29 protein-coding genes, 1 tRNA gene and 1 pseudogene are annotated in these 25,921 nt (G+C 64.4%); 13 read left to right on the forward strand and 18 right to left on the reverse strand.

Annotated elements, in window-relative coordinates; translation table 11 throughout:
- Positions 1-3: 3 nt before the first annotated feature.
- Entirely contained in the window at positions 4-666 is a 663-nt protein-coding gene (locus F5544_RS40210; RefSeq protein WP_167477986.1) for a polysaccharide deacetylase family protein, read from the reverse strand.
- 105 nt (positions 667-771) lie between these two features.
- Here F5544_RS40210 and F5544_RS40215 point away from each other — a divergent pair, with 105 nt between their 5' ends.
- From F5544_RS40215 to F5544_RS47235, 4 genes are all read left to right on the forward strand, one after another.
- Complete coding sequence (locus F5544_RS40215) at positions 772-1,548, forward strand: TetR/AcrR family transcriptional regulator (RefSeq protein WP_167477987.1); 777 nt, start codon at positions 772-774, stop codon at positions 1,546-1,548.
- A gap of 95 nt (positions 1,549-1,643) precedes the next feature.
- Entirely contained in the window at positions 1,644-2,573 is a 930-nt protein-coding gene (locus F5544_RS40220) for an alpha/beta fold hydrolase (RefSeq protein ID WP_167477988.1), read from the forward strand.
- A gap of 9 nt (positions 2,574-2,582) precedes the next feature.
- Positions 2,583-3,470 carry an isocitrate lyase/PEP mutase family protein gene (locus F5544_RS46085; RefSeq protein WP_203217457.1) on the forward strand — a complete coding sequence of 296 codons (888 nt, stop codon included), beginning with the start codon at positions 2,583-2,585 and terminating at the stop codon, positions 3,468-3,470.
- Between the two features lie 101 nt (positions 3,471-3,571).
- Positions 3,572-3,808: a tetratricopeptide repeat protein gene (locus tag F5544_RS47235; protein ID WP_275107073.1), complete on the forward strand. Its 237-nt coding sequence runs from the start codon at positions 3,572-3,574 to the stop codon at positions 3,806-3,808.
- A 333-nt stretch (positions 3,809-4,141) separates the two neighbouring features.
- Here F5544_RS47235 and F5544_RS40230 read toward each other — a convergent pair whose 3' ends face one another.
- The 8 genes from F5544_RS40230 to F5544_RS40260 all read right to left on the reverse strand — a co-directional run bounded on the left by F5544_RS40230 (position 4,142) and on the right by F5544_RS40260 (position 9,784).
- Positions 4,142-5,332: a serine hydrolase domain-containing protein gene (locus F5544_RS40230; protein ID WP_203217459.1), complete on the reverse strand. Its 1,191-nt coding sequence runs from the start codon at positions 5,330-5,332 to the stop codon at positions 4,142-4,144.
- A gap of 64 nt (positions 5,333-5,396) precedes the next feature.
- Positions 5,397-6,350 carry a hypothetical protein gene (locus F5544_RS46095; RefSeq protein ID WP_203217460.1) on the reverse strand — a complete coding sequence of 318 codons (954 nt, stop codon included), beginning with the start codon at positions 6,348-6,350 and terminating at the stop codon, positions 5,397-5,399.
- Positions 6,347-6,910, reverse strand: a complete 564-nt coding sequence (locus F5544_RS40235) for a hypothetical protein (protein ID WP_167477990.1) — start codon at positions 6,908-6,910, stop codon at positions 6,347-6,349. The genes F5544_RS46095 and F5544_RS40235 overlap by 4 nt, the downstream gene beginning before the upstream one ends.
- Positions 6,891-7,241 (reverse strand): hypothetical protein, encoded by a 351-nt coding sequence (locus F5544_RS40240; RefSeq protein ID WP_167477991.1) that lies wholly within the window; start codon positions 7,239-7,241, stop codon positions 6,891-6,893. The genes F5544_RS40235 and F5544_RS40240 overlap by 20 nt, the downstream gene beginning before the upstream one ends.
- Before the next feature lie 38 nt (positions 7,242-7,279).
- Positions 7,280-7,999 (reverse strand): helix-turn-helix domain-containing protein, encoded by a 720-nt coding sequence (locus tag F5544_RS40245; RefSeq protein ID WP_167477992.1) that lies wholly within the window; start codon positions 7,997-7,999, stop codon positions 7,280-7,282.
- Between the two features lie 396 nt (positions 8,000-8,395).
- Positions 8,396-8,821: a DUF2871 domain-containing protein gene (locus tag F5544_RS40250; RefSeq protein WP_167477993.1), complete on the reverse strand. Its 426-nt coding sequence runs from the start codon at positions 8,819-8,821 to the stop codon at positions 8,396-8,398.
- A gap of 38 nt (positions 8,822-8,859) precedes the next feature.
- On the reverse strand, positions 8,860-9,291 hold the full coding sequence (locus tag F5544_RS40255; RefSeq protein WP_167477994.1) for a DUF4267 domain-containing protein: 432 nt from the start codon (positions 9,289-9,291) through the stop codon (positions 8,860-8,862).
- Between the two features lie 109 nt (positions 9,292-9,400).
- Positions 9,401-9,784, reverse strand: coding sequence for an antibiotic biosynthesis monooxygenase family protein (locus F5544_RS40260; RefSeq protein ID WP_167477995.1), 384 nt, complete (start codon positions 9,782-9,784; stop codon positions 9,401-9,403).
- Between the two features lie 78 nt (positions 9,785-9,862).
- On the opposite strand from F5544_RS40260, the gene F5544_RS47240 reads away from it, so the two are divergent.
- The 5 genes and pseudogenes from F5544_RS47240 to F5544_RS40285 form a co-directional block, all read left to right on the forward strand.
- Positions 9,863-10,405 carry a MarR family winged helix-turn-helix transcriptional regulator gene (locus tag F5544_RS47240; RefSeq protein ID WP_275106997.1) on the forward strand — a complete coding sequence of 181 codons (543 nt, stop codon included), beginning with the start codon at positions 9,863-9,865 and terminating at the stop codon, positions 10,403-10,405.
- A gap of 57 nt (positions 10,406-10,462) precedes the next feature.
- Positions 10,463-11,131, forward strand: a complete 669-nt coding sequence (locus F5544_RS40270) for a type IV toxin-antitoxin system AbiEi family antitoxin domain-containing protein (protein ID WP_167477996.1) — start codon at positions 10,463-10,465, stop codon at positions 11,129-11,131.
- On the forward strand, positions 11,128-11,937 hold the full coding sequence (locus tag F5544_RS40275) for a nucleotidyl transferase AbiEii/AbiGii toxin family protein (protein WP_167477997.1): 810 nt from the start codon (positions 11,128-11,130) through the stop codon (positions 11,935-11,937). Before F5544_RS40270 ends, F5544_RS40275 begins: the two co-directional genes overlap by 4 nt.
- Before the next feature lie 1,130 nt (positions 11,938-13,067).
- A complete protein-coding gene (locus F5544_RS40280; protein ID WP_167477998.1) occupies positions 13,068-14,825 on the forward strand; it encodes a DUF4209 domain-containing protein in 1,758 nt (585 codons plus the stop codon).
- 165 nt (positions 14,826-14,990) lie between these two features.
- Positions 14,991-15,266: pseudogene (locus tag F5544_RS40285) on the forward strand (tyrosine-type recombinase/integrase); the annotation flags it as partial.
- Positions 15,267-15,366: 100 nt separating this feature from the next.
- On the opposite strand, the gene F5544_RS40290 reads toward F5544_RS40285, so the two are convergent.
- From F5544_RS40290 to F5544_RS40310, 5 genes are all read right to left on the reverse strand, one after another.
- Positions 15,367-15,439: transfer RNA gene (locus tag F5544_RS40290), tRNA-Ala, on the reverse strand.
- Positions 15,440-15,528: 89 nt separating this feature from the next.
- Positions 15,529-16,563 carry a divisome protein SepX/GlpR gene (gene sepX, locus F5544_RS40295; RefSeq protein ID WP_167477999.1) on the reverse strand — a complete coding sequence of 345 codons (1,035 nt, stop codon included), beginning with the start codon at positions 16,561-16,563 and terminating at the stop codon, positions 15,529-15,531.
- 226 nt (positions 16,564-16,789) lie between these two features.
- The gene (locus tag F5544_RS40300) at positions 16,790-17,440 is read right to left on the reverse strand and encodes a GNAT family N-acetyltransferase (RefSeq protein WP_167478000.1); all 651 of its coding nucleotides are present in this window, start codon (positions 17,438-17,440) and stop codon (positions 16,790-16,792) included.
- Positions 17,441-17,449: 9 nt separating this feature from the next.
- Positions 17,450-18,706 (reverse strand): molybdotransferase-like divisome protein Glp, encoded by a 1,257-nt coding sequence (gene glp, locus F5544_RS40305; RefSeq protein WP_167478001.1) that lies wholly within the window; start codon positions 18,704-18,706, stop codon positions 17,450-17,452.
- Positions 18,707-18,808: 102 nt separating this feature from the next.
- The gene (locus F5544_RS40310) at positions 18,809-19,780 is read right to left on the reverse strand and encodes a UTP--glucose-1-phosphate uridylyltransferase (RefSeq protein ID WP_238846915.1); all 972 of its coding nucleotides are present in this window, start codon (positions 19,778-19,780) and stop codon (positions 18,809-18,811) included.
- An 85-nt stretch (positions 19,781-19,865) separates the two neighbouring features.
- Here F5544_RS40310 and F5544_RS40315 point away from each other — a divergent pair, with 85 nt between their 5' ends.
- The 4 genes from F5544_RS40315 to mscL all read left to right on the forward strand — a co-directional run bounded on the left by F5544_RS40315 (position 19,866) and on the right by mscL (position 22,128).
- On the forward strand, positions 19,866-20,471 hold the full coding sequence (locus F5544_RS40315) for a 5-formyltetrahydrofolate cyclo-ligase (protein ID WP_167479827.1): 606 nt from the start codon (positions 19,866-19,868) through the stop codon (positions 20,469-20,471).
- A gap of 70 nt (positions 20,472-20,541) precedes the next feature.
- The gene (locus F5544_RS40320) at positions 20,542-20,847 is read left to right on the forward strand and encodes an FmdB family zinc ribbon protein (RefSeq protein WP_167478002.1); all 306 of its coding nucleotides are present in this window, start codon (positions 20,542-20,544) and stop codon (positions 20,845-20,847) included.
- Positions 20,848-20,934: 87 nt separating this feature from the next.
- Positions 20,935-21,594 carry an SAF domain-containing protein gene (locus F5544_RS40325; protein ID WP_167478003.1) on the forward strand — a complete coding sequence of 220 codons (660 nt, stop codon included), beginning with the start codon at positions 20,935-20,937 and terminating at the stop codon, positions 21,592-21,594.
- 126 nt (positions 21,595-21,720) lie between these two features.
- A complete protein-coding gene (gene mscL / locus F5544_RS40330) occupies positions 21,721-22,128 on the forward strand; it encodes a large conductance mechanosensitive channel protein MscL (RefSeq protein ID WP_167478004.1) in 408 nt (135 codons plus the stop codon).
- An 83-nt stretch (positions 22,129-22,211) separates the two neighbouring features.
- Here mscL and F5544_RS40335 read toward each other — a convergent pair whose 3' ends face one another.
- The 4 genes from F5544_RS40335 to F5544_RS40350 all read right to left on the reverse strand — a co-directional run bounded on the left by F5544_RS40335 (position 22,212) and on the right by F5544_RS40350 (position 25,413).
- Positions 22,212-22,883, reverse strand: coding sequence for an MspA family porin (locus tag F5544_RS40335; protein WP_167478005.1), 672 nt, complete (start codon positions 22,881-22,883; stop codon positions 22,212-22,214).
- A 66-nt stretch (positions 22,884-22,949) separates the two neighbouring features.
- Positions 22,950-23,624, reverse strand: a complete 675-nt coding sequence (locus F5544_RS40340; protein WP_167478006.1) for an MspA family porin — start codon at positions 23,622-23,624, stop codon at positions 22,950-22,952.
- A 385-nt stretch (positions 23,625-24,009) separates the two neighbouring features.
- A complete protein-coding gene (locus tag F5544_RS40345) occupies positions 24,010-24,681 on the reverse strand; it encodes an MspA family porin (protein ID WP_167478007.1) in 672 nt (223 codons plus the stop codon).
- A gap of 57 nt (positions 24,682-24,738) precedes the next feature.
- Complete coding sequence (locus F5544_RS40350; RefSeq protein WP_167478008.1) at positions 24,739-25,413, reverse strand: MspA family porin; 675 nt, start codon at positions 25,411-25,413, stop codon at positions 24,739-24,741.
- Between the last annotated feature and the right edge of the window lie 508 nt (positions 25,414-25,921).

Below are 25,921 nucleotides of genomic sequence, written 5' to 3' on the forward strand. Positions count from 1 at the left end.
CCCTCAGTCGGGGATGTAGTCCCGCAGGGGCGCGGGCCGCAGCCCGGCCGCATCGACGGCCGCCAGCGCCCTGGTCAGATCGGCGAGCACGGTGTCGTTGAAATGCAGCAGCACGATGTCGCCCGGCCGCAGCACCGGCGTCGGCGGGGTCGCGCCGCCCCAGGTGGTGAAGTCATAGGTCCAGGTCGCGAGGGCCTTGGCACCGCAGGCCGCGGCAACCGTCCGAGTGGTGTCGTTATACGCGCCGAACGGCGGCCGGACCAGCCGCGGCTCCTGCCCGAATTCCGCCAATGCTCTTTCCCGCGCCCCGCACAGCTGCGCCCGCTGGCCCGCCGCGTCCAGCGCCGTCAGATCCGGATGGTCGATGGTGTGGTTCTCCACCCGCGACGGCCCGCGATCGACCAGCGCGTGAAAGTACCCGGCATCGTAGGAATAGGCGCCGGGCAACAGGAATAGCGATGCAGGAATATGCCTGTCCAACAACAACTTTTGCGCGGCCGCATCGTGATTCCAGCCGTCGTCGAGCGTGATGAATACGACCGGATCCGCCGTCGCGACATGTGCGACGACGGGTACCGGGGTGGGCCAATCAGCGGACCGCGCGGGTGGGCCGAATCCGATGAGCAGCAATACGATAGCGGAGAACAGTAGCGATGCTTTCGGCATTCCCGCATGATCGACTTGTATAGCGGTTGAAATCAACTGGCGGACAATATGTTTCAACTGGGGATCGGCTCACCGCAATGTATCCGCCGAATCGGCGGCGTCGAATTGACAGATAGTCGATCGACCGCGATAGGGTCGCACCGTCCCGATCCGCCCGGCGAATTTCGGAGGTGCGATATATCCGGCAAGGTCGGCTCACCCGGATGGTGGCAGCAGCGGCTGGCGGCCGACGCCGCACCGCGGCTGACCCGACAGCAGATCGTCGCCACGGCCGTCGAGGTGCTGGACGCCGAGGGCTTGGCCGGATTCAGCATGCGGCGGGTGGCGACCGCGCTGACCGGCCGCCCGGCCATCTCGTCGCTGTATCGGCACGTCGGCTCGCAGCGGGAATTGCTGCTCGAGGTCTTCGATGCGGTGCTCGGCGAACTGTTCGACGGGCATCCGGAGACGGCGCCACCGAGTTTCCGGCGCGGTAGCTGGCAGCAGCGGGCGCGCGCAATGGCGACGGCGCTGCGCGATGTCCTGCTGCGCCATCCCGCCGTGGTACCGCTGGCGGTTCCCGGACAGCCGCTCGGGCCGAACGCCATGCGCGCGCGAGATATCGGGCTCACCATATTCACCGATGCCGGGCTCGCCCCGGAGTCAGCGGCGCTGGCCTATATGAGCCTGTCCCACTTCATAATCGGTGCCACCTCGGTATATCTGGCCGCCGATGCCGACGACCGGTCGCGCGCCGAACTGGCCGAGCTCTACCGCTCACTGCCCGCGACGAAATATCCGGCCGTGGTCCGCCACGCCGACGCGCTCGCCGGGGCGACCAGCGAGGCCGAGTTCGAATTCGGATTGCGCACCCTGCTCGCGGGTATCGCCGCACAGCTCTGACCGACGTACGGGATTTCGATTGCCAGCGGCTTGCCCGTATGCGATCATCGATCACATATCGCGATCATTGATCGCATCTCGTGAGGAGTGGATCGATGCCGGAGACACTGCCGAATGACGGCCTGCTGCCGCACTTCACCCGGCACACCGTGCCGACTGGCGATGTGGCGATCAACCTGGCCACCGCCGGTACCGGACCGCCCGTCCTGATGCTGCACGGATATCCGCAAACCCATGTGATGTGGCATCGGATCGCCCCGCGGCTGGCCGAGAAATATACGGTCGTGCTGACCGATATGCGCGGTCAGGACGGCAGCGCCAAACCACCGGGCGGCCCGACCCATCGCGAATACGCCAAACGGACCCTCGCCCGCGACAACTACCTGGTCATGGCCGAACTCGGCTTCGAAAGATTCGCCGTCGTCGGCCACGATCGCGGCGCTCGGGTCGCGCATCGCATGGCCTTGGACTACGCGGACAGCGTCGCGGCCTTGGCGGTGCTCGATGTGCTGCCCAACCGGTATACGTTGCGGCACATCGACTATCTGGTCGCGCAGAAGTACTTCCACTGGTTCTTCCTCGGCGTCGAGGATCCGCTGCCCGAGCGGCTGATCGCCGCTATGCCCGAGCAATGGGTTCGCAGCGCAATGACTTTCGCGGCAGGACCGGACTCGCGGGGCCTCGACGAGGCAGCGATTCGCGAATACATCCGCTGCTTCGCCGATCCGGCCGCGATCCACGCCGGTTGCGAGGACTTCCGCGCCGGCAGCCGCGCCGACCTCATGGACGACGACGCCGATCACGCACTCGGCAAACGCGTGACCTGTCCGGTGCTCGCGCTCTGGGGCCGGGACGGCTACGGCGGTTTCTACGGTGACGCGGTGCTCGACGCCTGGCGCGAGTACGCGACCGACGTGCGCGGCCACGAGATGCCCTGCGGCCACTGGGTTCCTGAACAGGCCGCACCCGAGGTCATCGCCGAGTTGACGGATTTTCTCGACGAACCGATGTCCGCACACACCTAGGAGATCGAGATGACGGACAAGAAATCCCGTATGCGCAAACAGTTCCGGCAAATGCTCGCCGAGCAGGACGGCCCGATCCTGATCCCCGGCGCCTACGATCCGGTGAGCGCGCTGCTGATCGCCGAAATCGGCTTTCCCGCAGTATATTTCGGCAGCTACGCGGCGTCGGCCACGCTGCTCGGCCAGCCCGATGTCGGCATCGTCACCATGCCGGAGATCGTCGGGATGACCAAGGCCATCGCCGATGTCGTCGACATTCCGGTGCTCGCCGACGCCGAGGACGGCTGGTCCAACGCCGCCAACATCTGGCGCGTGGTGCGCGCCTTCGAGGATGCGGGCGCGGTGGCGATCCACATCGAAGATCACATACTCGGTAAGCACACCGGAACACTCGGCCAGGACGAATATGCCCGCGTCACACCGCGAATCGCGTCGCGCGAAACGCTCGTCGGCAAGATCCGGGCGGCGGTCGCCGCCCGCACCGACCCCGGCTTCGTCATCATCGGCCGAACCGACCTCGGTTGGGCGGGCGGCACCGCCGACGAAATCCTGGACCGGCTCAACGCCTGCTTCGCCGCGGGCGCCGACCTCGTTTTCCCCGCGGGTATCGATCTGGAGATGCTGCGCGAGATCCGACCGAAACTTCAAGGGCCGGTGATGATTACCGAACACCGCGGCCAAACACGCTCGGACGAGCAGGCATTGGGAGTCGACATCTCCATCCACACCTCGCTCGCCCTGACCGCCGCCTTCACCGCGGTCAAGGCGGCGCTCATCGAGCTGCGCGACGGAACCGGCACCCTGTCCTGGGCCGAATACCTTTCCCGCTACATGGAATTCGAGCAGTTCCTGCCGTACGCGGCGTACGAGCAGCGAGTGGCCCGATACGTCCGCTGATCGGTCTCGAAAGCCCGCCGGATAGCGCCTTATCTGCCCCACTTCCACGCGACAACGATCAGCGAGATATTCACGGCGAACGCCGCCGCGATCAGCACCCACTGACGGCGCGGAGACCACTTGCGCTTCAACTCGGCCCCGACCATCCCGACACCCTTCGCACCCTCGGCAACCTCGCCTCCTGCCGGGTGGACACCGGCGATTTCGCAGGCGCCATCAAGGATTACGAGCAGCTACTCGCCGCACGAATCCGAACTCTCGGCCCGGATCACGAGGACACCCTGCGCACCCTGGGCGACCTGATATACACGCACAGCCAGCAGGACTCGAAGCCATAACCCGAGTCCGTCGCTGAATACCTTGCGCGGCAACGATTCTGCGGCATACGACGTCGAGCGAATCACCCACTCTGCACGGACACCAACGGCTACCTGTTGGCTCGCCGACAGAATCGACAGCGTCGCACCATCGTATTCGGTGCCCGGGCAACGATATTCGCTGCGACACACCCCGGCATCGTCATCATCGCGCAAACCGGTCCGCTGGCTTGGAAGCCAGCAATCCCAACAATCGACCACGGCGTAACGGTCTGGCGGAACCGGGCGCGAAGGGGAGGCGCCCGGCCGCACTGTCCTGACGGGTAACCCGTCAGGTTTTCAAATACTACGCTTTCACAACGGTTTTCGGGTTTCGAAGATTTCGCGCAACGCCGCGAGCCAAGGCAACCAGCGCGGGTCGGGGCCCACACTGTCATCCCCGGTCATGTTGGTACAGCTGTAGGCGACCGCGACACCCGATTCCGGGTGGGCGAAAGCGAGCCGCCCACCGGTGCCCAGGTGCCCGAACGATCCGTCGCCGAGCATCGGGCTGACGGGGCGGGTCAGCTCATAGCCGCAGGCGAAGCGATGGGTCACCGGCAGTACGTTCAGGGGTGCGGGATGGCTCAGCCCATCGGTCTGCGGTTGCCGTGCCCGGTCCACGGTGTCGGGCGACAGCAGTCGGACCCCGTCGACCTCGCCGATCGTCGCCGCGTACATCCGGGCAAGGGAGCGTGCATTGCCAATTGCGTTGCCGGCCGGTACTTCTGCCGCGTGCCCCGCGCGGGTGTTCAGCAGTTCGATCCCGGCGTCCCTGGTGGCAACGGTGCCCAGCGTCGCGCGAACCAGGCGCGCCGTGACATCGATCCCCATCCCGGCCAGCGCCGCCTCCACTTCCGCCGCCCCGGGCCACCGGTCGCGGTGGAACTGCGGGACCACCCGATCCTCCTCGGACTCCGGCAGACCGATCCATAAGCTCAGCCCGAGCGGTTCGGCGATTTCGGCAGCCAGAAAGTCGCCGACGCCCTTGCCACTGACCCGCCGGATGAGCTCACCGGCCAGGTAGCCCCAGGTGATGGAGTGGTAGTAGATCGCGGTTCCCGGCTGCCACAGCGGAACCATCGGCTCCAACGCGGCCACGCACGCCGACCAATCCGTCAATTCTTGAACGCCGATACCCGCCTCTGGATCGAAGCTCGACAGGCCCGCCCGATGCGACAGCAGCTGGGCGACGGTGATGTCGGACTTACCCCCCGCCGCGAATTCCGGCCAATACTCCCGCACGGGGGCATCGATATCGAGCTGCCCCCGTTCGACCAGCATGTGCACGCAGGTCGCGGTAACGCCTTTCGACACCGACATCTGCACCGCCAGCGAATCCCCATCCCATATCTTCCCGGATATCGGATCTTGTCCGGTCCATAGATCGACAACAGCCTCGCCGCCGCTGTACACGCAAAGTTGCGCGGCCCCCTCATCGCCGTTCTGCGCGAGCGCGAACGCATCACGCACCGGCTCGAAGCCGTCTTCGACAAATCCTTCCACCGCCGCCTCCTGGACGAGATTCGCACGAAACCAGTTCGCCGCCAACAGTATTCGATCTATGAGGTCACCGCGACAGCGCCACTCGGTGCCGGTGGTCGGCCAATTCGATCTGGAGCCGGTACGCGGCCTGTGCCGAGCGGGCGGCGTTCCAGCACGCCCGCCGGGTCGGCCGGAATTCGTAGGTCTGGTCGAGTACGACTTCCGGGCTGGACTTGCGCGCCTCCATCCAAGTACGGCCGTGGCGTCGCAACAGCACATAGCGACGCAGCCGATCCCGCAGGGTGTACCACGCGTAGGTCGCGGCCGAGAATCCCGCGGCCGCCAGCGACGCGAGCCCCAGCGAATTCTCGATGGGTTCGGAATGCCGGAAGAAGAAAGAATCCGTATTCGTATACTTCAACGCCAGATTCGCCACGTTGAAGACACAGTAGGCGAATCCGAGGAAGTATGCCGTCGCGACGCCCGCGAGCGCCCGCGCGAACGGACCTCGGCGCACCCACGACAGTTCACGGGCGGTATACGCGAAGCCGACGAGCGTGCTGATGGTGAGCGGAGCGATGAACGCTATCCAGAACGCCAGCACCTTGCCCGTCACTTCGAAATGGTTCTGCAGAAACGGCACCGCTTTATGAGCCATCGGCGAGCGAAGGTAGGTCGCGATCATCGCAGACATGATCACGACGGCCGCCGAAACCTGAACCTTCGCGGACAGGTTCCGGCCGGTTATATACGAACTGAACGCGAGAACCGGTATGGCCGAAAGTGCCCCGAACGTCATCCCGGCCAATGTCATCAGGTTCGTGACGCCGGTCAATCTTTGCAGTGCCGGGCTGAGCACATCGTCGGTGATGTACGGGACTCGGCATAGTTTCGCCAAACCCAGGGTCAACAAGATCTGAGTGAACGGATTCCGGATTCCCGTCGACCGGCCCGGCCCGGCTCGGCCGCCGGACCGGATGCGTTCGGCAGCAAGTACGAGCAGAAAGATAGGTATGAGTGCGGAGATCGCAATTTTCACATCGCCCATCCGAAGGTAGCGGCGGCACGTTCCAGCATCAGACGTCGCCGAGGCGTGAGGTTCTTGTCGGGAAACAAAGGGCGACTGAGGGATTCGGCGGCTTCCATCAGCAAGGTGGCGAACCATTCCGCCTGGCGCTCCAATGGCAGATCGAAATTGGAACGTAGACACGCCTGCTGCGCCAAGAGCCGGGCGACCACCGCCGTCGGGATCGCCGGTGCGGTACGGGTGAAATACTCGAGCCGTTCCTCGGCCGAGACCTCGTGGCCGAGCACTATATGCCCGAGCTCATGTGCGATGATGCCGTCCCGTTCGACCGTGGCCACCCCGGCCCGATGCCGGATGATGTCCTTCTCGGGCAACGGGATCCAGATGCCGGAGAAGTCGATGCTCTCGTATTCGCCTAGTCCTTCGACGATTTCGATGGGCCGGTCGCGCTGAAGGCTCAGTTCCTCCACAAAGCGTTGAATCGACCACGGACGACGCAAGGTGAAACTCGCGATAGCCCGCTCCGCGACAAGGCGATCCTGATCTACATCATCACTGGCCGAGGGACTCAAGGTAGTTCGTCAACTCCTGTAATGCGTCGTCACCCAGATGGTCCGCGCTCGGCCGCAAGGCGACGAAGGGAATTCGCTTGTCCCGCTGCGCGATCAGCAGACTCAGCTGACGGTATGGACTGTGGTACTCGTCGGGGTCGTCGGAAAGGAAGTTCCCCGGCATATCGAAGTAGCGAGCCAACGCCGTGAGCAGGTGCTCGTCCGGCCGGTGCGCACCCGGCCGCCGCAGCGCATCGATATCCGCTTCCGATACCGAAAGTGCTTGCGCCACAGTCGCCGTGGCAACCTCGACGCCATTGCTGTCGACGACCGTCGCGAAAAGTATGTTCACCCGATCTTCCAATGGCACAACGCGGCTGCTGCTCCGGCTCACCGGCCTTCTCCCTCGGTCAGGCTGATCCGGTCCAGCTTAGACCGCCACCGCCTGGTGAAGGTCGCTTCCAGAGCAGGATCCAGATCCGTTGCGACGCCGGCGAGCCACCGCCGATACTGCTGGTTCTCCCGCTCGATTCCGGTCGCGGTCGGCGGCGTCGCCAACAGCGCACCGATGAGGCGTTCGATGCTCTTGGGAAGTTCGTGACCCGGCCCGCCTGCTCGCTCCAGCACCTCGGTCGCCTGCGCGGCGGCAAGCCTGCCGACGGCCACACCGAGTTCCTCCTTGACCGCCCGCGCCGACTCCTGAACCACCGCAGGAAGATCCGATCGCTCGAAGAGCTGAAAGCAGCGATCGGCCGCCGCGATGAGGGTGTCCACCAAGTCGATGTCGACCTCCACCACACGGAAGCTCAGCGGGTCCTTCCCGCGGCCCATGAGAGGCCGACCATTCGACGCTCGATCCTCCATTTCGATCGAGTCGCCACCCCAAAGCACCCTCGCCGCACTGCCTTTCACCCACCCGAACGCAATATCGAGCTGCTTCAACGTGTTCGGACTCGGCGGCGCGGTACCAGGCACCGGATTCTCGACCCGAGCCATCGTCGAAACGGAAGGCCCCCCGGCGGCACGCACCTGCGACCGCGTCAGCCCGAGCTCCTCACGCCGGTCGGCCACGATCCGGCCGAAGCGCTCCTGCAGATCCCGCGTCACCACGAGGCGAACCCTATGCAACCCATGCCCGCCGATCTCCCTCTCCCTCGTCGGCCCACCAAGATCCACCGGGTACCCACAACTATCATTACATGCTCACAAATCATTCACGACCATAAACCCGGATGTCATGATACTTTCATGCTTGCGTTATCCGGCACATTGAGTAGCACAACGACGTTTTGCTCGTACTTCGGACAGCGGCGAAAGTGAACAGCTCACCGGCCACTCGCGAGAATGCCGACTGGAGGGGAGACGACAATCAGCCTGGCCGGTGAGCGTTCCTCGTCAGCGACGTAATCAACGCCATCCGGCAGAGCCAGGCCGTCGGCGACGCGAAATCCCGAGAGCGTCGGATTCACGGTGGATCCGACGCTCTCTTGGAGGGATTCGCGATACTCAGGCGGGAACCACCTCATCGCGGCGGGCTGTGATGGCCTGGTACACGGTGAGGAAGAACAGCACGAATCCGATGGTCAGCAGGATGTGACCGCCGCCGGCCAGGTGCGATAGGGGCGAGGATTCGCCGTACCCGAGGACGGTTCGGGCACCGATGATCGTCATGCACGAAACCGTCCAAAGGACAGCGACGTTGTAGACGGCGAAGAACCAGCGATAGGCGCGGGTATTCGACAGGGCGAGTTGGTGTTCGAGCACCAGGACGATCAGGAAGAACAGCGTTCCCAGCGCCAGCAGATGCGTATGGACCACGGCGAGTTCGGTTTTGCCGGTGAATTCGTGAGCCTTGGTGAGTTCGCGGTAGAACAGGCCCGACGGCAGTCCCAATGCGGTGTAGGCGACGGCGGCCCAGTAGAGCTGTTTCATCGAGTCCTCGTTCGTGAAATATGTTGCGGTCGTTGGGATCAGGCGGGCTGCGCGGCGAGCACCGGAGCGGTCTGCGGCGCGGGCGCCTCGCTGGTTTCGCGGAGGATCAGCAGGCCCGTGACCGCGATCAACGCGCATGTCAAGCCGTGTACACCGAATGCGGTGGCCATGGAGCCGTGGTGGGCCAGGACGTTGATCATGTCGCCGAACGGGGCGACGTCCACCGTCAGCAGAACCCAACTGAGGGCGCGGCGGTGGCCGGTCACCAGCAGGATGCCCATGCCCAGGCCCATCGCGAGTTCGCGGCTGCCCTTCACGATGAGAAAGCCGCCGCCGTCGCCGGCGGGCCAGTGCGGCAGGCCGAAGCCGGGCGCGGACGTCGCGGGGGTCAGGACGAAAGAGATCCCGAGGTAGAAGGTGAAAAGGACGACGGCCGTGGCCAGGACGGTGTTGAGGTTCTTGCGCGACATGGTTGTTCTCCGGTGCCGTTGCTGTTGTCCGGCAAGGGAACTGGCCCTGCCGAGGGGTAGTGCCCGGCTTCGTGCGGGTCGGCCGGGCGTTGAATCTTCGAGTCGGCGGTCACCGGGAAAGCACGTCGCCGGGCGCCAATTCGAGGGCGAGGTGGTAGATCATCGGTCGCGCGGTGAGGTCGAGATCGTTCTGAATCCGCAGCGTCAACTCACGCCATTCCGGAGTGCCGAGGGCGTTGCGCAGGGAGGTACCGCTATCCCAGTCCCCCACGTTGACGAAAACCGCCTCGGCCGCCTCTCCGACCGCCTGGAACATCCGGGTCCGGCGGAAACCGGGCGCGGCCGCCATGTACTGGGCGCTATCGCGCCACCGCTGCAGAAACAGGTCCCGCTGTGCCGCGGGCACCGACATCGTGTTGATCACTGTGACCGGGACATCGACGTCAGGGACAACCGGGGTGTTGGGAACGGCGGCGCTGGTTGAGTTCGTCATATTGCACAGTTAAATGACAATCTCATTAGATGTCAATACTGCTACCTGGCAATCACTTTGAGTTGCTAGTGTGAGGTCATGGTGACCCGCCCGCTGGACTCACGCGCAGCATTCCTGTTGTCGCAGATCGGTTATCACGTGTCGTATCGGCTGACCGAGCAGCTAGCGCGGCTGGATCTCGACCCAGCCCACTTCGCAGTGCTGGGCCACCTGGCCGCCGCGGATGGCCGCAGCCAACAGGAACTCGCGGACCTGCTGCGCGTCCACCGCAACGCAATGGTCGGACTGGTCGACGAACTAGAGGAACGAGCCCTGGTAACCCGCCGCCCACACCCGGCAGACCGCCGCGCCCACGCCGTCCATCTCACCACCCACGCCCGCGAAATGCTCGAGACAATCCAATCCGAAGCCGACGCCCTCGAATCGGAAATCCTCGCCCCCCTCAACAAGACCGAACGAACCACCCTCCTCCCCCTACTCCACCGCATAGCCGCCCACGCCAACCTCCCCCAGGAGTCCACCCCGGCCTACAACGCCGCCGCCGCCCACGCCGCCGATGACCTCAACCCACCGAACAACACCCGAGCACCCGGCCCGGAATGCACGCAGCCAATCACCTGAGCCGGTGCGAGTCCGATGAACTTTACAGAATAGGTCCGGAATGGGACATTATCTGTCATGGCTGAAGGTGACTTCGTCAGCCTCGAGGCGGCTGCGACAACACTCGGCGTTTCCGTTCGGCAGGTTCGTCGCCTCGCGGACGCCGGAAGCCTGACAAGGGTCGCCAGAGGACTGCTCGAGCGCGACTCGATGGATCGCTACCTTATGTCGCAGCGCCGAGGTCGCACCCGCGCATGGGCGGAATACACGGCATGGGGGGCGATCGCCCTTCTTTCCGGCGAGGAGGCCGGCTGGCTTGGGCCGACGCAGACTTCCCGGGTCCGGCGTACGCTTCGCGAACTGACGGATCCGACCGAGCTGGTCGCACGGGTCCGAGATCGTGCGCGTATTCGACTATTCACGGCCCACCGCGCAGCCCTGACTCGGCTCGGTACGACCATCCTGCAGCCCAACTTGGGTGCTCTCGGCATCGTCGACATCGAGGACGGCCACCTCGATGGCTACATCGCCACACAAGAACTCGACAACACCATCCGAACTTTCGGACTCCGAGAGAACGCCTCCAGCAACGTCACCCTACGTGTCACCAGCTTCGACATCGACCAGGTCGACACACTCATTTCCGCCGGCGTCGTCGCGGCACTGGACTCCGCGACCTCACTTGATCCGCGGATCCGGGGAGTCGGGCAACGCGCCCTCAGCGAGATACTGGAGAACTATCGATGAGTGATCAACGACAGCGGCCGACAATCAACGTCGACTCTCCGCCCGGCGGCTGGCCACCGCCCTGGCCCAATGTTGCCGAACTTGCCGACGTACTCCCACGCGATCACTGGACCCTGGTCGGCGGGCTTATGACCCAGTTACACACCATCCACTACGGAATCGGCATCGTTCGCCCGACCAACGACGTCGATATCGTGCTACATATCGAGACCCAGCGTGGAATCCCGGCCGCCTCGGCGTCCGCGCTCGAAAGCCTCGGATATCAACTGCAGCCGTCCATCGATCCACGCAACAACACCGCTCACCGGTTCGTTCGCGGGACGACAACCGTAGACCTTGTCGCGGGTGCCCAGGCGGAGGAGCACGTCGATGTGCTCATTGCCGACCACCCGGCACCGAAGGTCATCGAACGACTCCGCGGCCGCGAAATGGTTCGCGTCGAAGGCGGAACCCAGGCGCTGCGCCGAACCATCAACGCACGCATCGAAATCGCGTCGGGAACAGTCGCAAACATCTCCGTGCCGCGCCCATTCGGTGCCCTGATCCTCAAAGCCGCGGCCTACACGACAGATTCCCGCGACCGGGATCGACACCTTTACGACGCAGCCGCGCTGCTGGCCTGCATAGCGGATCCGTTCACAGAGCGTGACGACTTCGCCGGCTCCGATCGACGTCGAATCTCCATGCTCGCAACCCATCTCGTACCCGAGCACTCCGCTTGGCGCGCACTGCCACGCCGACATCGCGTCCAAGGCGAGGCAGCCCTGGCCATCCTGTCCAACACGGACCCAACACCGCCGCACTGATCACCGAAACGATATCGAGGCTGGTGCTGCAGGTTCGGTACCGGCCCCGGCGGAATCGATTCATGCGATGTCAAAACCGTTGGCAACACGGCGATTTCGAGATAGCAGGTCGCGATCGCGAGCAAAGATGCGCGTCGCTACGTCCGAGATGATGGCCGGGACGGATTGCGGCGAGACGCGAAGACCGGGGCTCCGTAGGGTGCCTGGCCATGAAACGAATGCGGGGGCGCGGATTGCGGGCTGGGTAAAGGTGGCCGGAGGGTATGTGCCGCAGGCCAGGCGACCGGCTCCAGCGCGGACCGCGGGTCGAGCAGATAACGGTGAGGGTTCAATCGGATGGCGCGGGTGCCAACATGTGCAGCTCCACACGGTGGCGGTGCATTCTGCAATGGAGTCGATCGGGAACCTTCACCGTCCAGGTGCAACCCGAGCGACCGACCCGAGAAAGCAAAAACCCCAGCCCGGGCTGGAGTTGGAGTTGGAGTGGGCCTAACGCTTCACAACCCGAACACCTTGGCAGGTGACGTCACCACAAAAGACGACCACAGAATCGGAGGTCCCGCGGGCTCGCCCCCGGCTGGGTTGTGGGGGCTCGGCCCCCACAAAAAACGACGATGATCGAAACCAGCGAAGGCGTGCCCGGCGAGCAGGACACGCCTTCGATCGAGTGGAGCTAAGGGGAATCGAACCCTGACCTTCTCGGTACCGCCGAGGGTTACTACCGCGAGCAATCACTGACTGTCAACGACTGGCAGAAAAATATGCCCTGAACAGCCAATACGTCAACCATTGACGATCTTCGACAACCGAACGTATCTTCGATTGCTTGAGGTGTTCGGATGGTTTGTTGGGACTTAGTTGGACGGCTGTGTGGTGCCCCTTGGCGTGTCGTTCTCAAGACACGTCGCGTAGGTCGATCGGGTAGCAACCGGACGGCTGCTGGACTGCGCTAAGGCGCACCGCATATGGCCTCGCGGCAGTCGGAGCGCGCATTCAATATGGCGTCCGCTGCTTCGGACTGCTGTGCAGAAGGCGCAACGTTCCGCGCGTCCTGAACGATGAGCGAGTGACTGACGTCACACCCGCCACCGGATCGGCGGCTGAGTTCACTGGGAAGGGGCCAAAGCTTGATGGACGGGGACCAGGTTGCCGTTGACAACGGCGCGATGGACGATGGCGTGCTGTTGACCGCTGGCGTGATCGATCGGGTAGCTGCCATGGAGAGTCCCTACGCTTTCCTTGATGAGCTCCGGAGTGAACTTGGGTTCTTGCATCCGTGGGAGGTTCCTGATGATGCATCGCCGGTCAGCAAGGCCGCCTTCTGGGCGTTTGGCTACGAGATCGAGTTTACCGAAGAGAATGGCAGGAATCGCATCAGTCTATCGCCGCGTCACATGTTCGGAGAGGTCTATCACCCGCCCAAATTGTCGGATATACCCGATGAAATTGTAGAAATCTGGCGAGGCTTGCAGAACGCTGTCAAGTCGGCTCACGCTAAGGCTCGGTTCTCTCATATTCTCTTTGAGCTCAAGGTAGCCGACAAGAGGGAGCAATGCCTCGCGGCGATAAATGCATATTTTGATTCCGCACTCGGGTGGGCCAGTCTACTTGATTCGGCTATGGATCTAGGTGCCGCATTGCGATTGTCTCGCGCAATCGGAGAAAATGGCAAGCGCGCGGAAGCTTTAAATAAACTGCTAGATATCGCCGACAATGTGTTGAAGGTTGAAGAGCCGTTGGCTGGCGTAGTCTATCGAGCGCTCAGCTACGCGATCACAGATCCCGATTGTCCGGATCGTATCGACGAATTACTCGAAACGGCGTCTAACAGTTGGCCGGATGCGAATAGGAATGATCACGCATTTGAGTTCATGCTTCAGCGCAAGCCGTCCGAGGAGAAGCGGGCTGAGATATGGAGTAGGCGTGTTGAATCCTATCTCGCAGAAGCTGAGCGCGAGTCTTCGCCTATCGTGCGTTCCGTACGCCGCGAACGGGCGCTCGAACTTGCAGACAAATCGGGATATCCGACGCTAAGAAATGTGGCTGCCGTCGCTCTGCAATCTGTCAGGAACGAGCAGCTTGATTTCATGCATTTTTCTGCCGCTACCAGCCTGTTCAGGGAAGAATGGGAGCAGTTGCGAGACACCTTTATATCCGATGAAAGCTGGCAGAAGTCGCTGATCTCGTTCGGTTGCGCAGGACCGCTGACGGGCGATTTTGAGGTCAATCGGATATTTGTTTCAGAATCAAATGCGCAGCATCCCTTGGCTTCGCTCTTTCCGGTTCATGTGACCGGCCCGGACGGTCTCCCTGTATTTAAGACCTCTACTTCGGAAGAGAAGTTTGAGTACGACCTCGTGCAGCGTGAGTTGCAGTTCCTGAGGATGAACATAACGCCGCTGGACGATGCTTGGATGGTTATACCGCAGCGTTTCGGTATGCCTGGTTCCGCAGAACTTTCCGACTTCCTCGGAAATTTCCCCGGCATCCCGAGGGAAATTATCCGGCCGCTGATAAGGTCGATGCAGCGTTCGTGGTGCGGAGATGATGAGGGTGCGTCATATGCTCTGATGCCTAGGATAGAGATGCAGGTACGGCGTCTGGTGATTGAAGCTGATGCCGGGGTTTATCGCCTTCAGCGAGAAGAATCTCCCGGCCAGTTCCCGGGATTGGGATCATTGATCGGTACGCTTGTAAAATACTATGACATAGATGAATCTCGTCGACGTTTTCTAAATGCCATATTCTGCTACCCGGGAGGGATGAATATGCGCAACTTAATGCTGCATGGATTTTATTCGGGTGACAATGAGGTCGCTGCACCCTTGCTAATACACACAGTTCTTATGCTCGGACTCCTGCAGAAGAAGACTATGCCTGACGAGTAGTGGGTCCAGCTCGCAGTGAGCTGTTGTGTACTCGGCGACAAGATTTCGTGGCAAGGCCCGGAGGGGCGCGGCAGCACTTCGGGATTGGTGTGGACCATTGTGAGATGCGGTGTTCGATTCGGTCCCCCTACTCTGGTTCTGCGCCGGGGTGCCCGCCCGCAGCGGAGCGAGGACCGGACACCCTGCGCGATTCCTCAGAACGTCGGTCACGAGTGGCAGCGGGTACGTGATGCCCTCGGCATTCCGGAGGACGTGACGGCGCACAGCTTCCGGGGCGCTGTGGCGACAATTCTGGACGATGCCGGATTGTCGGCGCGGGTGACTGCGGACGTGCTCATGCACGTTGACCCGGCGATGACCCAACGGCACTACATGGCTCGCGGGCGGGCGCACCAGGCCGCCGCAGATGCGCTGGATCGGGCGGTCGGCGGGCAGGGCTGATCCGCCGTGGGAAACGGAATTAGTTGGGAGTTAGTTGGAAGATCCGGAAAAGCAAGAAGCCGGTCCCTGACGAGGAACCGGCCTTCACCTGCGGTGATTGTGGAGCTAAGGGGAATCGAACCCCTGACCTTCTCGATGCGAACGAGACGCGCTACCAACTGCGCTATAGCCCCGTGCGGCTCCGGGGAACCGCGCTGTGCAACTGTAGCAGGCGATGACCGCGGATTCCGAATCGACCTGTTTACCTGCGGTTTCAGGAACCTTAGGCGCCGGCGGCGCGGCGCATTTCGCCGCCTGCGGCGCGGGTGCGGACGGCGCGGGCGGTGGCGGGGTCGAAGGGGTCGAGGTGTTCGAACATGGGGTCTTCGTCGTCGGGTTCGAGGAGGACGGAGCGGCGGCGTAGGGCTCGGGCGGTGTCTCGGTCCATGAGGTCGGGTGGGCGGTGTTCGGCGCGGCGGGGGGCGGGTTCTTCGCCGAGTTGTTGGGCGCGGCTGAGGCGGGCGGCGCGGCGGCGGCGGATGTCCTCTTCCATGCGGACCTGTTTGCGCAGGTAGGCCAGGTAGGTGACGAGGATCAGGGTGGCGGCGCCGCAGCCCCACCACAGCAGGGGGGTGACGGCGATGGCGACGCCGCCGCAGCTGAGGGCGGCGAGGATGAGGGCGAGGACGGCGCGCTGGCGGAAGGTGTAGCGGGCGGCACGGGCGATGGCGTCGGCTTCGGGGTCGAAGCCGCCGCGGCCGCGTCGGCTGGGCACGAATTCGTCTTCGTCGAATTCGTCTTCGCCGGAATAGTTTTCGGGCTCGTCGCGGACGCGGGCGGGGGCGGCCGACCGCGCCGGTGGTATCCGGGCCCGCGCGGGTTCGGGTTCGTCGACGAACGAATCCACCTCGTCATCATCGACCGATTCGTCGGTCTCCGTGGGGTGTTCGGCTTTCCCGGCCGGTTCGGCCACCTCGCGTTCGTGGGAATCGGTTGTGTCCGATCCGGTTTCGGCGCCTGCGGTTTCGTCGTCAGCCTCGGTGACGGGCTCTTCGGCCGGTGTCGTCATCCGATCCTCCGCATCATCGCTATGGGTAAACCTTCTCTGCGCTCGGGTCGGCCGATAGTCCGGGTCGCTTTCGTGCCCGGCGGCAGGCCCTTTCTTGGCACGCCGTTTGGAGCCGCCGCGGTGCAGTACCCGGGTGGCCAGTGCGGCGTCGGTGGTTTGCCGGATCCTCGGATGCCGGTCGGCGAGGATGGGGAACAGGACGAAGACCCAGAGCACGACCAGGCCGATCCACAGGATCGAATTAGGCATCGTGTCCGCACCTCCGTCCCCGCCTGGATTGTCCGTACGGCCTGTTCGTTTATCGCGTTCCGCCCCCGTTGCGTCTCACAGGCTCGCCATCGATGGCGCAGGACGCACCACCGACGTCCGTAGGTTAATTCGGCGTGGCGGCAGTTTCCGGCAGGCGCGCCGTGCACATGCGCCACACCTGTCACATTTCCACCATAACCGCGGCGCGCCATGGCAATCGGGCGCGTCACGGCCGGGTCGCGCGACCCTCGCGAACGAGCCGGTCCAGCACGGTGCCGGTGACCTCCTCGACGGTCATGCCGACCAGCAGGTGATCGCGCCACGCACCGTCCACGTCGAGGTAGCGGCGCAGCAGCCCTTCCTCCCGGAAACCGACATTGCGCAATACCGCTTGGCTGGCCAGGTTTTCCGGCCGCACGGTGGCCTCCACCCGGTGCAATCCGACGGGACCGAAGCAGTGGTCGAGCCCCAGCGCGAGCGCGGCGGTCGCGACCCCCTGACCGCCGACTTCCTTTGCCACCCAATACCCGATCCACGCCGAACGCAGTGCGCCGCGCACGATGTTCCCGATGGTCAACTGCCCGCTGAACACCCCGTCCACCTCGATCACCAGCGGAATCATCGCGCCGCGCCGGGCCTCGGCCTTCAGGCTCGACCACAGCGACGGCCAGTTGGACGCGTGGTTGCGCGCCTCCCAGGTGCCGCGGCCGGTGGGTTCCCACGGCTCCAGATGTTCCCTGTCGCGCAGGCGAATCCGGCTCCAGGTCGCGGCGTCGCGCAGCCGCACGGGACGCAAGGTCACCTGACCGGCGGCGACATGGGCCGGGCCGAGTCGCGCGGGCCAGCCGGGATGCTGGGTGACCCGGAAGACGTTCATGTCCACGCCTCAGCCACGCTGTGCGAGGAAGGCGACCCGCACCTCGTCACCGGTGCGGATCTCGGTTTCGTCCGGGTCGATGACGATCAGACTGTTTGCCTCGGCCAGCGTGGCGAGCAGATGGGAGGAGCCCGTGCCACCGCCGAGCGGCTGCACCAGGTATTCGCCGGTGGCCTCGTCGCGCATCAACTGCGCGCGCAGATAGCCCTTGCGGCCCGCCATGGAGGTGATGGGGGTGATGGTCCTGGCGTGGATGATTCGGCGCATCGGATGTCTGCGCCCCAACGCGATCCGGATCAGTGGCCGCACCATGACCTCGAAAACTACCAGCGCGCCAACGGGATTCGACGGCAACAGGAATGTCGGCACCTCGTCGCGGCCGAGCCGCCCGAATCCCTGCACCGAACCGGGATGCATGGCGACCCTGGCGATTTCGAGCTCGCCGAGCCCGTCCAGCGCCTCACGCACCTGGTCGGAGGCCCAACCGCCGACCGCGCCCGCGATGACGACGACCTCCGAGCGCACCAACTGCCCCTCGATCACATCGCGCAACCTGCGCGGATCGGCGCTGACGATGCCCACCCGGTTCACATCCGCGCCGGCATCGCGCGCCGCGGCCGCCAGCGCATAGGAATTCACGTCATAGACCTGACCCGGTCCGGGCGTGCGATCGATATCGATCAGCTCACCGCCCACCGAGATCACCGACAGCCGCGGCCGCGGATGCACCAGCACCTTGTCCTGCCCGACGGCGGCGAGCAGACCGACCTGGGCCGCGCCGATGATGGTGCCCGCGCGCACCGCGACATCGCCGGGCTGCACGTCATCGCCGATGCGGCGCACGTAATCCCCGGAGCGCACCGCCTCGTACACCTTGATCCTGGCCCGGCCGCCATCGGTGAAGTCAAGGGGCAGAACGGCATCCGCGAGCGTCGGCAGCGGGGCGCCGGTATCGACCCGAACGGTCTGGCGCGGCTGCAACCGGATCGGCTGCCGGGAACCCGCGCTCACCTCGCCGACCACGGGCAGCGTCAGGTCGACGAGTTCGCCGTCCTCGTTGCGGATTTCGGTACCCGCCGCGGATACGTCGACGCTGCGCACCGCGTAACCGTCGATCGCGGCCTGATCGAATCCGGGCAGCGGACGCTCGGTGACCACGTCCTCGGCGCACAGCAGACCCTGCGCTTCGGAGATCGCGACCCGGACCGGCCGGGGCGCGACCGCCGCCGCGGTCACCTTGATCTGCTGATCCTCAACCGAGCGCATCGAACCCTTCCCTGACTCCTGTCCGCACGCCCTGCGGGTGCCTGACGGTGAACCTTCATTCGTACCCGACGGTCCACCGTCGGCGAAAGCCGATGCGTGGCGTCAGTCGGTCGCCGTCAGCTGCGGATCCCAGTCCGGACCGAGCCGATGCTGCAGCCACTCCCGCAGAGCGGGGCCGTATTCCTCTCGTTCCAGAGCGAAATCGACCGCAGCACGAAGATAACCGCCCGGGTTGCCCAAATCATGGCGCGACCCACGGTGCACCACCACATGCACCGGATGCCCTTCCTCGATGAGCAGCGCGATGGCGTCGGTGAGCTGCAGTTCGCCACCCGCGCCCGGCTCGATGCGGCGCAGCGCGTCGAAGATGGCGCGGTCCAACAGATATCGGCCCGCCGCGGCGAAGGTGGACGGCGCGTCGGCCAGGGCGGGCTTCTCCACCATTCCGTTGACCCGCAACACATTCGGGTTCACCGCATCCGGCACCGGCGCGACGTCGAAAACGCCGTACGCGCTGACCTGATCCTTGGGCACGTCGATCGCACACAGCACCGATCCGCCGCGCTTGCGCCGCACCCGGCTCATCACGTCCAGTACGCCGCACGGCAGCACCAGGTCGTCGGGTAGCAGCACCGCGATGGCGTCCTCGTCGGGATCGAGCACCGGCTCGACCTGCGCGACCGCGTGTCCGAGCCCGAGCGGCTCCTCCTGCACCACCGACGCGACGTCGAGCAGCGCGGGCGCTTTGCGCACCTTTTCCAGCAGCTGGAATTTGCCGCGCTCGGCGAGCGTGCCCTCGAGCACCAGATCCTCGACGAAGTGCGCGACGACGCCGTCCTTACCGGGCGAGGTGACGATCACCAGCCGCTGCGCGCCGGAATCGGCGGCCTCGGAGGCGACCAGTTCGATACCGGGTGTGTCGACCACCGGTAGCAGTTCCTTGGGCACCGTCTTGGTGGCGGGCAGGAACCGGGTCCCGAGCCCGGCCGCGGGTACGACGGCCGTGCGGAAGCACGACCCACCGGCGGGTTTCGCGGTTTGCTCGACGTTCACGTCATCGGCCCCTGCTGTCATGTGCGTACCCTATCCATCCATTTCACCGTTGGGTTCAGCGTCGCCGACGCGGCTTCCCGGTGAGCTTAAGGTGATCTCCGTGGAGATGCCCGGTGACGCCGACAAACATGCATGGCGGATCGAAATCAAGGCTCGACGGCTGGCGATTACGCCGGAGGAACACGCCGCCGAGGCCATGGGCCTGGTTTCGGCCATGCGCGCGCTGCGTCCGCGCGGTTGGGTGTGCGCCTATGTTCCGGTGGGCGACGAACCCGGTTCGACGGCGATGCTCGACGCGCTGCGCGCCGCGCACGCGCGGGTGTTGCTACCGATCACCGGCGCGCCGGGTCCCCTGCTCTGGTCGGAGTACGAGGGCCGTAACAGCCTGCGCCGGGCCAAGTTCGGGCTGTTGGAGCCGACCGGCGCGACGCTGCCCGCCAGCGCGGTCGGCTGGGCCGAACTCATCCTGGTACCCGCGCTCGCCGTCGACCGGCGCGGGGTGCGGCTCGGCCGTGGCGCCGGATACTACGACCGGACGCTCGCAGCGGCCCGTCCGGACGCGCGCCTGGTCGCGGTGGTGCGTGATGACGAGGTCGTCGACAAGTTGCCGGAGGAACCGCACGACCTGCGGATGGGCTGGGCGCTCACCCCGCGCGGCGGTTTGTTGCGGCTCGGCGATGGTGATCAAGGGGACACGACGGCCGCGGAATGAAAATCCGATTGGCGGTGTTGGCACTGTCGGCTGTAGAGTGCTAGATCGACGACCCAGCGGAGGAACCGAAGTGCCTACTTACTCGTACGCGTGCACCCAGTGTGACAACCGCTTCGACATCGTTCAGTCCTTCTCCGACGAGGCGCTGAGCGTCTGCTCGGAGTGCTCCGGGAAGTTGCGCAAGCTGTTCAACTCGGTCGGCATCGTTTTCAAGGGCAGCGGGTTCTACCGCACCGACAGCCGGGGTGGTACCTCCACGGCCAGCGAACCGGCCAAATCCGAGTCGAACGGCGCCGCCAAGTCCGACTCCGGAAAATCCGATTCCAGCGCCTCCTCGGCCGCTTCCACTCCCGCGCCCGCGGCCGTGGCCAGCTGATTTCCGGGTTATCCACAGCCTTCTCGTTATCCACAGGCCCCGGTTTTCCCGGGCGATCCGATGGGCGGCCGGTCATACGATTCGGCCATGACTCGATCGCTCGCCGACCTCGGCCGCGGCCTGCCGCTGTGGCATCGGCCACCATGGGCGGATGCCCTGCTCGCCCGGCGCATCGCGGCCGCCGTTCTAGCACTGCTGGCGCTGATGCTGTTCGTCCGCGGCGATCCGTCCGCCGAACGCACCGAGGCGGTGATCGCCGCCCGCGATCTGGCGCCCGGCCGACTCATCGAACCCGGTGATCTCCGCATCTCGGCCTACCCGGCGAAATCGCTGCCGGGCGGCGCGGTCCGCGACCGGCAACCGCTGATCGGCGCGACGCTCACCGGCGCGATGCGCACCGGTGAGGTATTCACCGATCTGCGCACCGTCGGCCCGCGCCTCGCCGCCGCGGCGAGCGGTGCGCGCGATGCTCGGATCGTACCGATTCGCTTGGCGGACAACGCCGTTGCCGAAATCCTGCGGGCGGGCGACCGGGTCGATGTCGTCGGCGCCGATGAGCAGTCCGGTCAGGGTGCCCGCCCGGCGCGCACCCTTGCCACCGATGCCGCGGTGGTGCTCGTCGCGGCGGGCGATGCCCGCGGGCGCGGCTCGCCCGAACGGGTGGTGCTGGTCGCGTTGGACGCACCGCGCGCGACGGCGGTCGCGGCCGCCTCGCTGCACACCGCGTTGACGGTCGTCTTCCACTGATCTCGAGATAACAACAGCTAGCGACCGGCTAGCGTTCACCATCTATTTGCCCTGGTGGTCGTCTAGCATCACACCGAAATACGGCAAGCGGGACCGCCAGCTCCATCGACAGAGGAGATATCGGCAATGCTCAAGGGTTTCAAGGATTTCCTGTTTCGCGGCAACGTCGTCGACCTGGCGGTCGCGGTGGTCATCGGCACCGCGTTCGTCGCCATCGTCACCGCGTTCACCAACGGCATCATCAACCCGATACTCGCGGTCTTCGGCGGCACCGATTCGCTAGGGCTCGGCTTCCGGCTCGTCGCCGACAAACCGGCGACCTTCGTACAGGTCGGTCCGATCATCACCGCGCTGATCAACTTCGTAATCATCGCGGCCGTACTGTATTTCGTGCTGGTGGCGCCCGCGATGCATGTGCGCAACCGCTTCGGTTCGAAAGAGGATGCGGCGCTTACCGATTCGGAGGTGCTGATCCAGATCCGCGATCTGCTGGCCGAGGGGCCGGACAGCGCGGGCGGGCGGCACGAATCGTGAGCCGGGTGAAAAAGCAAACGGGCCCGGTGCTTTCGCACCGGACCCGCTTTACCTGTCCGATCGGTTAGTCCCCTCCGAGCGGATCAGCCGAGGCTGAAGGGCTGACCCCACAGCGTGACCCAAGTGATGACGTTGTCGGTCTCGATCTCGGTGCTGACGAACGCACGCGCCTGCGCGTAACCACCGCAACCGGTCAGGGCGATGGTCTCATCGGCCCAGGTCACCGAGCCGTGGCCACCGGTGAACTTCGCCTTCTTCGAGTGCGATTCCTGGCCGTAGTCGTCCGGGACTTCCCGGTCGATGATGTAGAACGACTTCGCCTGGCCCGGACCCAGGTTCAGGGTGCCGCCCGTGCCGACGCCGGCATCGAGGCTCTTGCCGTCGTAGGTGCCCGACGCGTTCGCCGAACCGTTCATGTTGCCGCCACCGATATTCACCTGGCAGCCAACGGTGTAGCCCGGGATGACCTTGCCGCCCTTGGCGGTGGTGTCGCCGGTGATGTCCACGGACCCGGTACCCGAAACCCACGCGTTGCGGTGCACCGGGGTGGCGCCCAGCGACGGGTTGATGTTCGCGGACTCGTTGGTCAGGCGGACGGTCACCACGGTGCCATCCGACAGCGTCTTGACGATTTCGCCGCCCGGCAGCGGCACGAAGGTGTCGGCGTTGGCCGCACCGGTGGACAGGAGGCCGATGGCCACGGTAGCGGCGGCGCCGAAACCGGCGACCTTCGCCACAGTTTTGCGGTTGATCATTTGGTATATCCCTCTGGGGTTTTCGAGTTCGATTCGGCGAGAAGGGTTTTCGATGGGTTCGACACGTCAGCCGATGCTGAACGGCATCCCGTAGAGGGTGGTCTTCGAGTAGTCGTTGCCGATGATTTCGACAACGGTGTACGAGCGCGCCTGGGCGTAGCCACCGCAACCCTGCACATCGACCTGGAAGTCCTGGTACTCGACCGAGTAGGTGCCGGGCTTCTGGATGTCCTTCGAGTCGACCTGAACGAAGGCGACCTGACCCGGGCCGAGGTTCAGACCGATACCGCCGCTGACACCGGCCTTGGTCAGGCTGGCGGTGGCGCCGACGTTCGCGGAGATCGCGTTCTCACCGATGGAGACCTGGCAGCCGATGATGTAGCCGGTCGAAAGTTCCGAGGTGCCGTGAGTCGACGAGTTGTTGGTGCCGGGGTTGTTCTTCGGACCGTTGTTCGGGCCGACCTTGCCCTCGGGGGTAGCGGTGACCTCGGCGATAGCGTTGCCGGAGAGCCAGGCCACGCGGCCCGCGCCATTGGCCGCCAGCGACGGCGAGATGATGGCGTGCTCGTTGTTGTGCGTGATGGTCACATTGGGGCCGAGCTTCTGTCCGTCCGGCAACGGCACAAAAGTATCGGCGTTCGCGGCACCGGTCGAAAAGAGGCCCAGTGCGACGGTAGCGGCGGCGCCGACCCCCGCGATCTGGACACCGCGGCGCAGACCGGCGGTGCGGTTGTTGCTCATACTTCCCCTCATCAGGTTCTAGCGGTCGGCCGCGGTGGGTTCGCCGCGGCCGAGGTATTTCCCTTTCAGGCCGGACCGACCTGTGCTGGAATCTACTGCCCAGCAAGGGATCTTGCCGACCGTCTCGCCGCACAACGATTGCACAACGATCTTGGGTCGCGCCCATCCTAAGCTCTTCTGAGGAAAATCTCAGGATTTCCGATCAACTTACACCGAAACCCGCGCAACACCGCTACCATCCCGTGCGATGGCGAGGTTCGGGCACTCACATGGCCGAACGGATCCGTTGCCGAAGCAACGGACCTGTTCTTTTGGCCTCCTATCCAGCCCATCCCGCCTGACCTGCGGCTATGCCACGATGAATCCGACAGGGACAGAACCGGGCTCAGCCGAGACTGAATGGCTGACCCCACAGCGTCACCCAGGTGACGACGTTGTCGGTCTCGATTTCGGTGCTGACGAACGCACGCGCCTGCGCATAACCACCGCAACCGGTCAGGGCGATGGTCTCATCGGCCCACGTCACCGAGCCGTGCTCACCGGTGAACTTCGCCTTCTTGCTGTGCGATTCCTTGCCGTAGTCGTCCGGAACTTCCCGATCGATGACGTAGAACGACTTCGCCTGCCCCGGACCCAGGTTCAGCGTGCCACCCGTACCGACACCGGCATCGAGGCTCTTGCCGTCGTAGGTACCCGACGCATTCGCCGAACCGTTCATATTGCCGCCACCGATATTCACCTGGCAGCCAACGGTGTAACCCGGGTAGATACCGCCGCCTTTGGCAGTAGAGCCGCTGGAAATATCGACCGACGCGCTACCCGAAACCCACGCGTTGCGGTGCACGGGGGTGGCACCCAGCGACGGGTTGATATTCGCGGATTCGCCGGTCAAACGGACGGTGACCACCGTGCCATCCGACAGCGTCTTGACGATTTCGCCGCCCGGCAGCGGCACAAAAGTATCGGCATTCGCCGCACCGGCGGAAAGCAGGCCAATGGTGACGGTGGCAGCCGCACCGAAACCGGCCGCCTTCGCCATATCCTTACGGTTGAACATTATTCGTTTACCCTTCGAGGGTTGAAAATCGCCGCAGCGAGAAAATTTCGATCCGGCTCAGCCGATGCTGAACGGCATGCCGTAGAGGGTGGTCTTCGAGTAATCGTTGCCGATGATTTCGACCACGGTGACGGCCCGTGCCTGCGCGTATCCGGCACAACCCTGGATGTCGAGCTCGACGTCCTGGTACTCCACCGAATAGGTTCCGACCTTGGTGATGTCCTTGTTGTCGATGGCGACCCATTTCACCTCACCGGGGCCGATATCCAGCCCGATACCGCCGCTGACGCCCGCCTCGGTGAGGCTGGCGGTGGCGCCGAGGTTGGCCGAGATCGCGCTGTCGGAAATGGAAACCTGGCAGCCGATGATGTAGCCGGTGGTGAGTTCCGAGGTGCCGTGTGTCGACGAATTGTTGGTGCCCGGGTCATTCGTGGGACCATTATTCGGACCCGCCGTGCCCTCGGGGGTCTCGGTGACTTCGGCGACCGCATTGCCGGAAACCCAGACAACGCGTCCGGCGCCGTTCGCGGCCATCGACGGGGAAATAATGGCGTGCTCGCCATTTCGCGTAATAGTTACACCCGGACCCATCTTCTGACCGTCCGGCAACGGCACGAAGGTGTCCGCATTCGCTGCACCGGTTGAGAGCAGCCCGATGGCCACGGCCGCGGCGCCGCCGACGCCCGCGACGCGCACACCGAGACGCAAACCGTTGGTGCGGTTCTCGCTCATACTTCCCCTCATCAGGTTTCTAACAGTCAGCCTCGACCATCGAGGCTGGACAATGGTCCGCTCAGGCCCAGCTCAGTTTGTCGCCCTGGTGTTGCCGGTTTGTAACCGGCCGTTATTTCGGCGCAACAAAGTCGGGAGGCTCACGGAACCGAGCCGGGTTCCGTTGAGTTGGCAACTACGTGCGCAACTCGGGCCTGCGGGGTCCAATAGTCGGGTTAGCTCGTGACGGACATTAAACCGCCGGTAATTCGGCCGCAACGTAGTGTTCTGCGAACCTGTGAATGTGATTCACGTCACAGAACCTGTATGCACCTATCGCGTGACGTGCATAAATAGGTAAACAGAACAGACCCATCGGTCTGATAAGGGGAACAAAACGACCTAAAAGGGCAGATGCGGCATACGCGCCAGCTTCGTAAAAGTATCGCTAAATTAGCGGCGAAACCGTAAGGATAACGGGTATATCACAACGCTATAGGTCGCGAATTACGTAGCAGGGCCGTAGAAA

The sequence above is a fragment of the Nocardia arthritidis genome (genome assembly GCF_011801145.1).
In the GTDB taxonomy this organism is placed as follows: domain Bacteria; phylum Actinomycetota; class Actinomycetes; order Mycobacteriales; family Mycobacteriaceae; genus Nocardia; species Nocardia arthritidis_A.

Bases quoted from the DNA above. Each gene is read 5' to 3' on its own strand.
- F5544_RS40210 (WP_167477986.1), bottom strand. From the start codon at position 666: ATGCCGAAAGCATCGCTACTGTTCTCCGCTATCGTATTGCTGCTCATC.
- F5544_RS40220 (WP_167477988.1), top strand. From the start codon at position 1,644: ATGCCGGAGACACTGCCGAATGACGGCCTGCTGCCGCACTTCACCCGG.
- F5544_RS46085 (WP_203217457.1), top strand. From the start codon at position 2,583: ATGACGGACAAGAAATCCCGTATGCGCAAACAGTTCCGGCAAATGCTC.
- F5544_RS40250 (WP_167477993.1), bottom strand. From the start codon at position 8,821: ATGAAACAGCTCTACTGGGCCGCCGTCGCCTACACCGCATTGGGACTG.
- F5544_RS40255 (WP_167477994.1), bottom strand. From the start codon at position 9,291: ATGTCGCGCAAGAACCTCAACACCGTCCTGGCCACGGCCGTCGTCCTT.
- F5544_RS40260 (WP_167477995.1), bottom strand. From the start codon at position 9,784: ATGACGAACTCAACCAGCGCCGCCGTTCCCAACACCCCGGTTGTCCCT.
- F5544_RS47240 (WP_275106997.1), top strand. From the start codon at position 9,863: ATGGTGACCCGCCCGCTGGACTCACGCGCAGCATTCCTGTTGTCGCAG.
- F5544_RS40270 (WP_167477996.1), top strand. From the start codon at position 10,463: ATGGCTGAAGGTGACTTCGTCAGCCTCGAGGCGGCTGCGACAACACTC.
- F5544_RS40275 (WP_167477997.1), top strand. From the start codon at position 11,128: ATGAGTGATCAACGACAGCGGCCGACAATCAACGTCGACTCTCCGCCC.
- F5544_RS40280 (WP_167477998.1), top strand. From the start codon at position 13,068: ATGGACGGGGACCAGGTTGCCGTTGACAACGGCGCGATGGACGATGGC.
- sepX (WP_167477999.1), bottom strand. From the start codon at position 16,563: ATGCCTAATTCGATCCTGTGGATCGGCCTGGTCGTGCTCTGGGTCTTC.
- F5544_RS40300 (WP_167478000.1), bottom strand. From the start codon at position 17,440: ATGAACGTCTTCCGGGTCACCCAGCATCCCGGCTGGCCCGCGCGACTC.
- glp (WP_167478001.1), bottom strand. From the start codon at position 18,706: ATGCGCTCGGTTGAGGATCAGCAGATCAAGGTGACCGCGGCGGCGGTC.
- F5544_RS40310 (WP_238846915.1), bottom strand. From the start codon at position 19,780: ATGACAGCAGGGGCCGATGACGTGAACGTCGAGCAAACCGCGAAACCC.
- F5544_RS40315 (WP_167479827.1), top strand. From the start codon at position 19,866: ATGCCCGGTGACGCCGACAAACATGCATGGCGGATCGAAATCAAGGCT.
- F5544_RS40325 (WP_167478003.1), top strand. From the start codon at position 20,935: ATGACTCGATCGCTCGCCGACCTCGGCCGCGGCCTGCCGCTGTGGCAT.
- mscL (WP_167478004.1), top strand. From the start codon at position 21,721: ATGCTCAAGGGTTTCAAGGATTTCCTGTTTCGCGGCAACGTCGTCGAC.
- F5544_RS40335 (WP_167478005.1), bottom strand. From the start codon at position 22,883: ATGATCAACCGCAAAACTGTGGCGAAGGTCGCCGGTTTCGGCGCCGCC.
- F5544_RS40340 (WP_167478006.1), bottom strand. From the start codon at position 23,624: ATGAGCAACAACCGCACCGCCGGTCTGCGCCGCGGTGTCCAGATCGCG.
- F5544_RS40345 (WP_167478007.1), bottom strand. From the start codon at position 24,681: ATGTTCAACCGTAAGGATATGGCGAAGGCGGCCGGTTTCGGTGCGGCT.
- F5544_RS40350 (WP_167478008.1), bottom strand. From the start codon at position 25,413: ATGAGCGAGAACCGCACCAACGGTTTGCGTCTCGGTGTGCGCGTCGCG.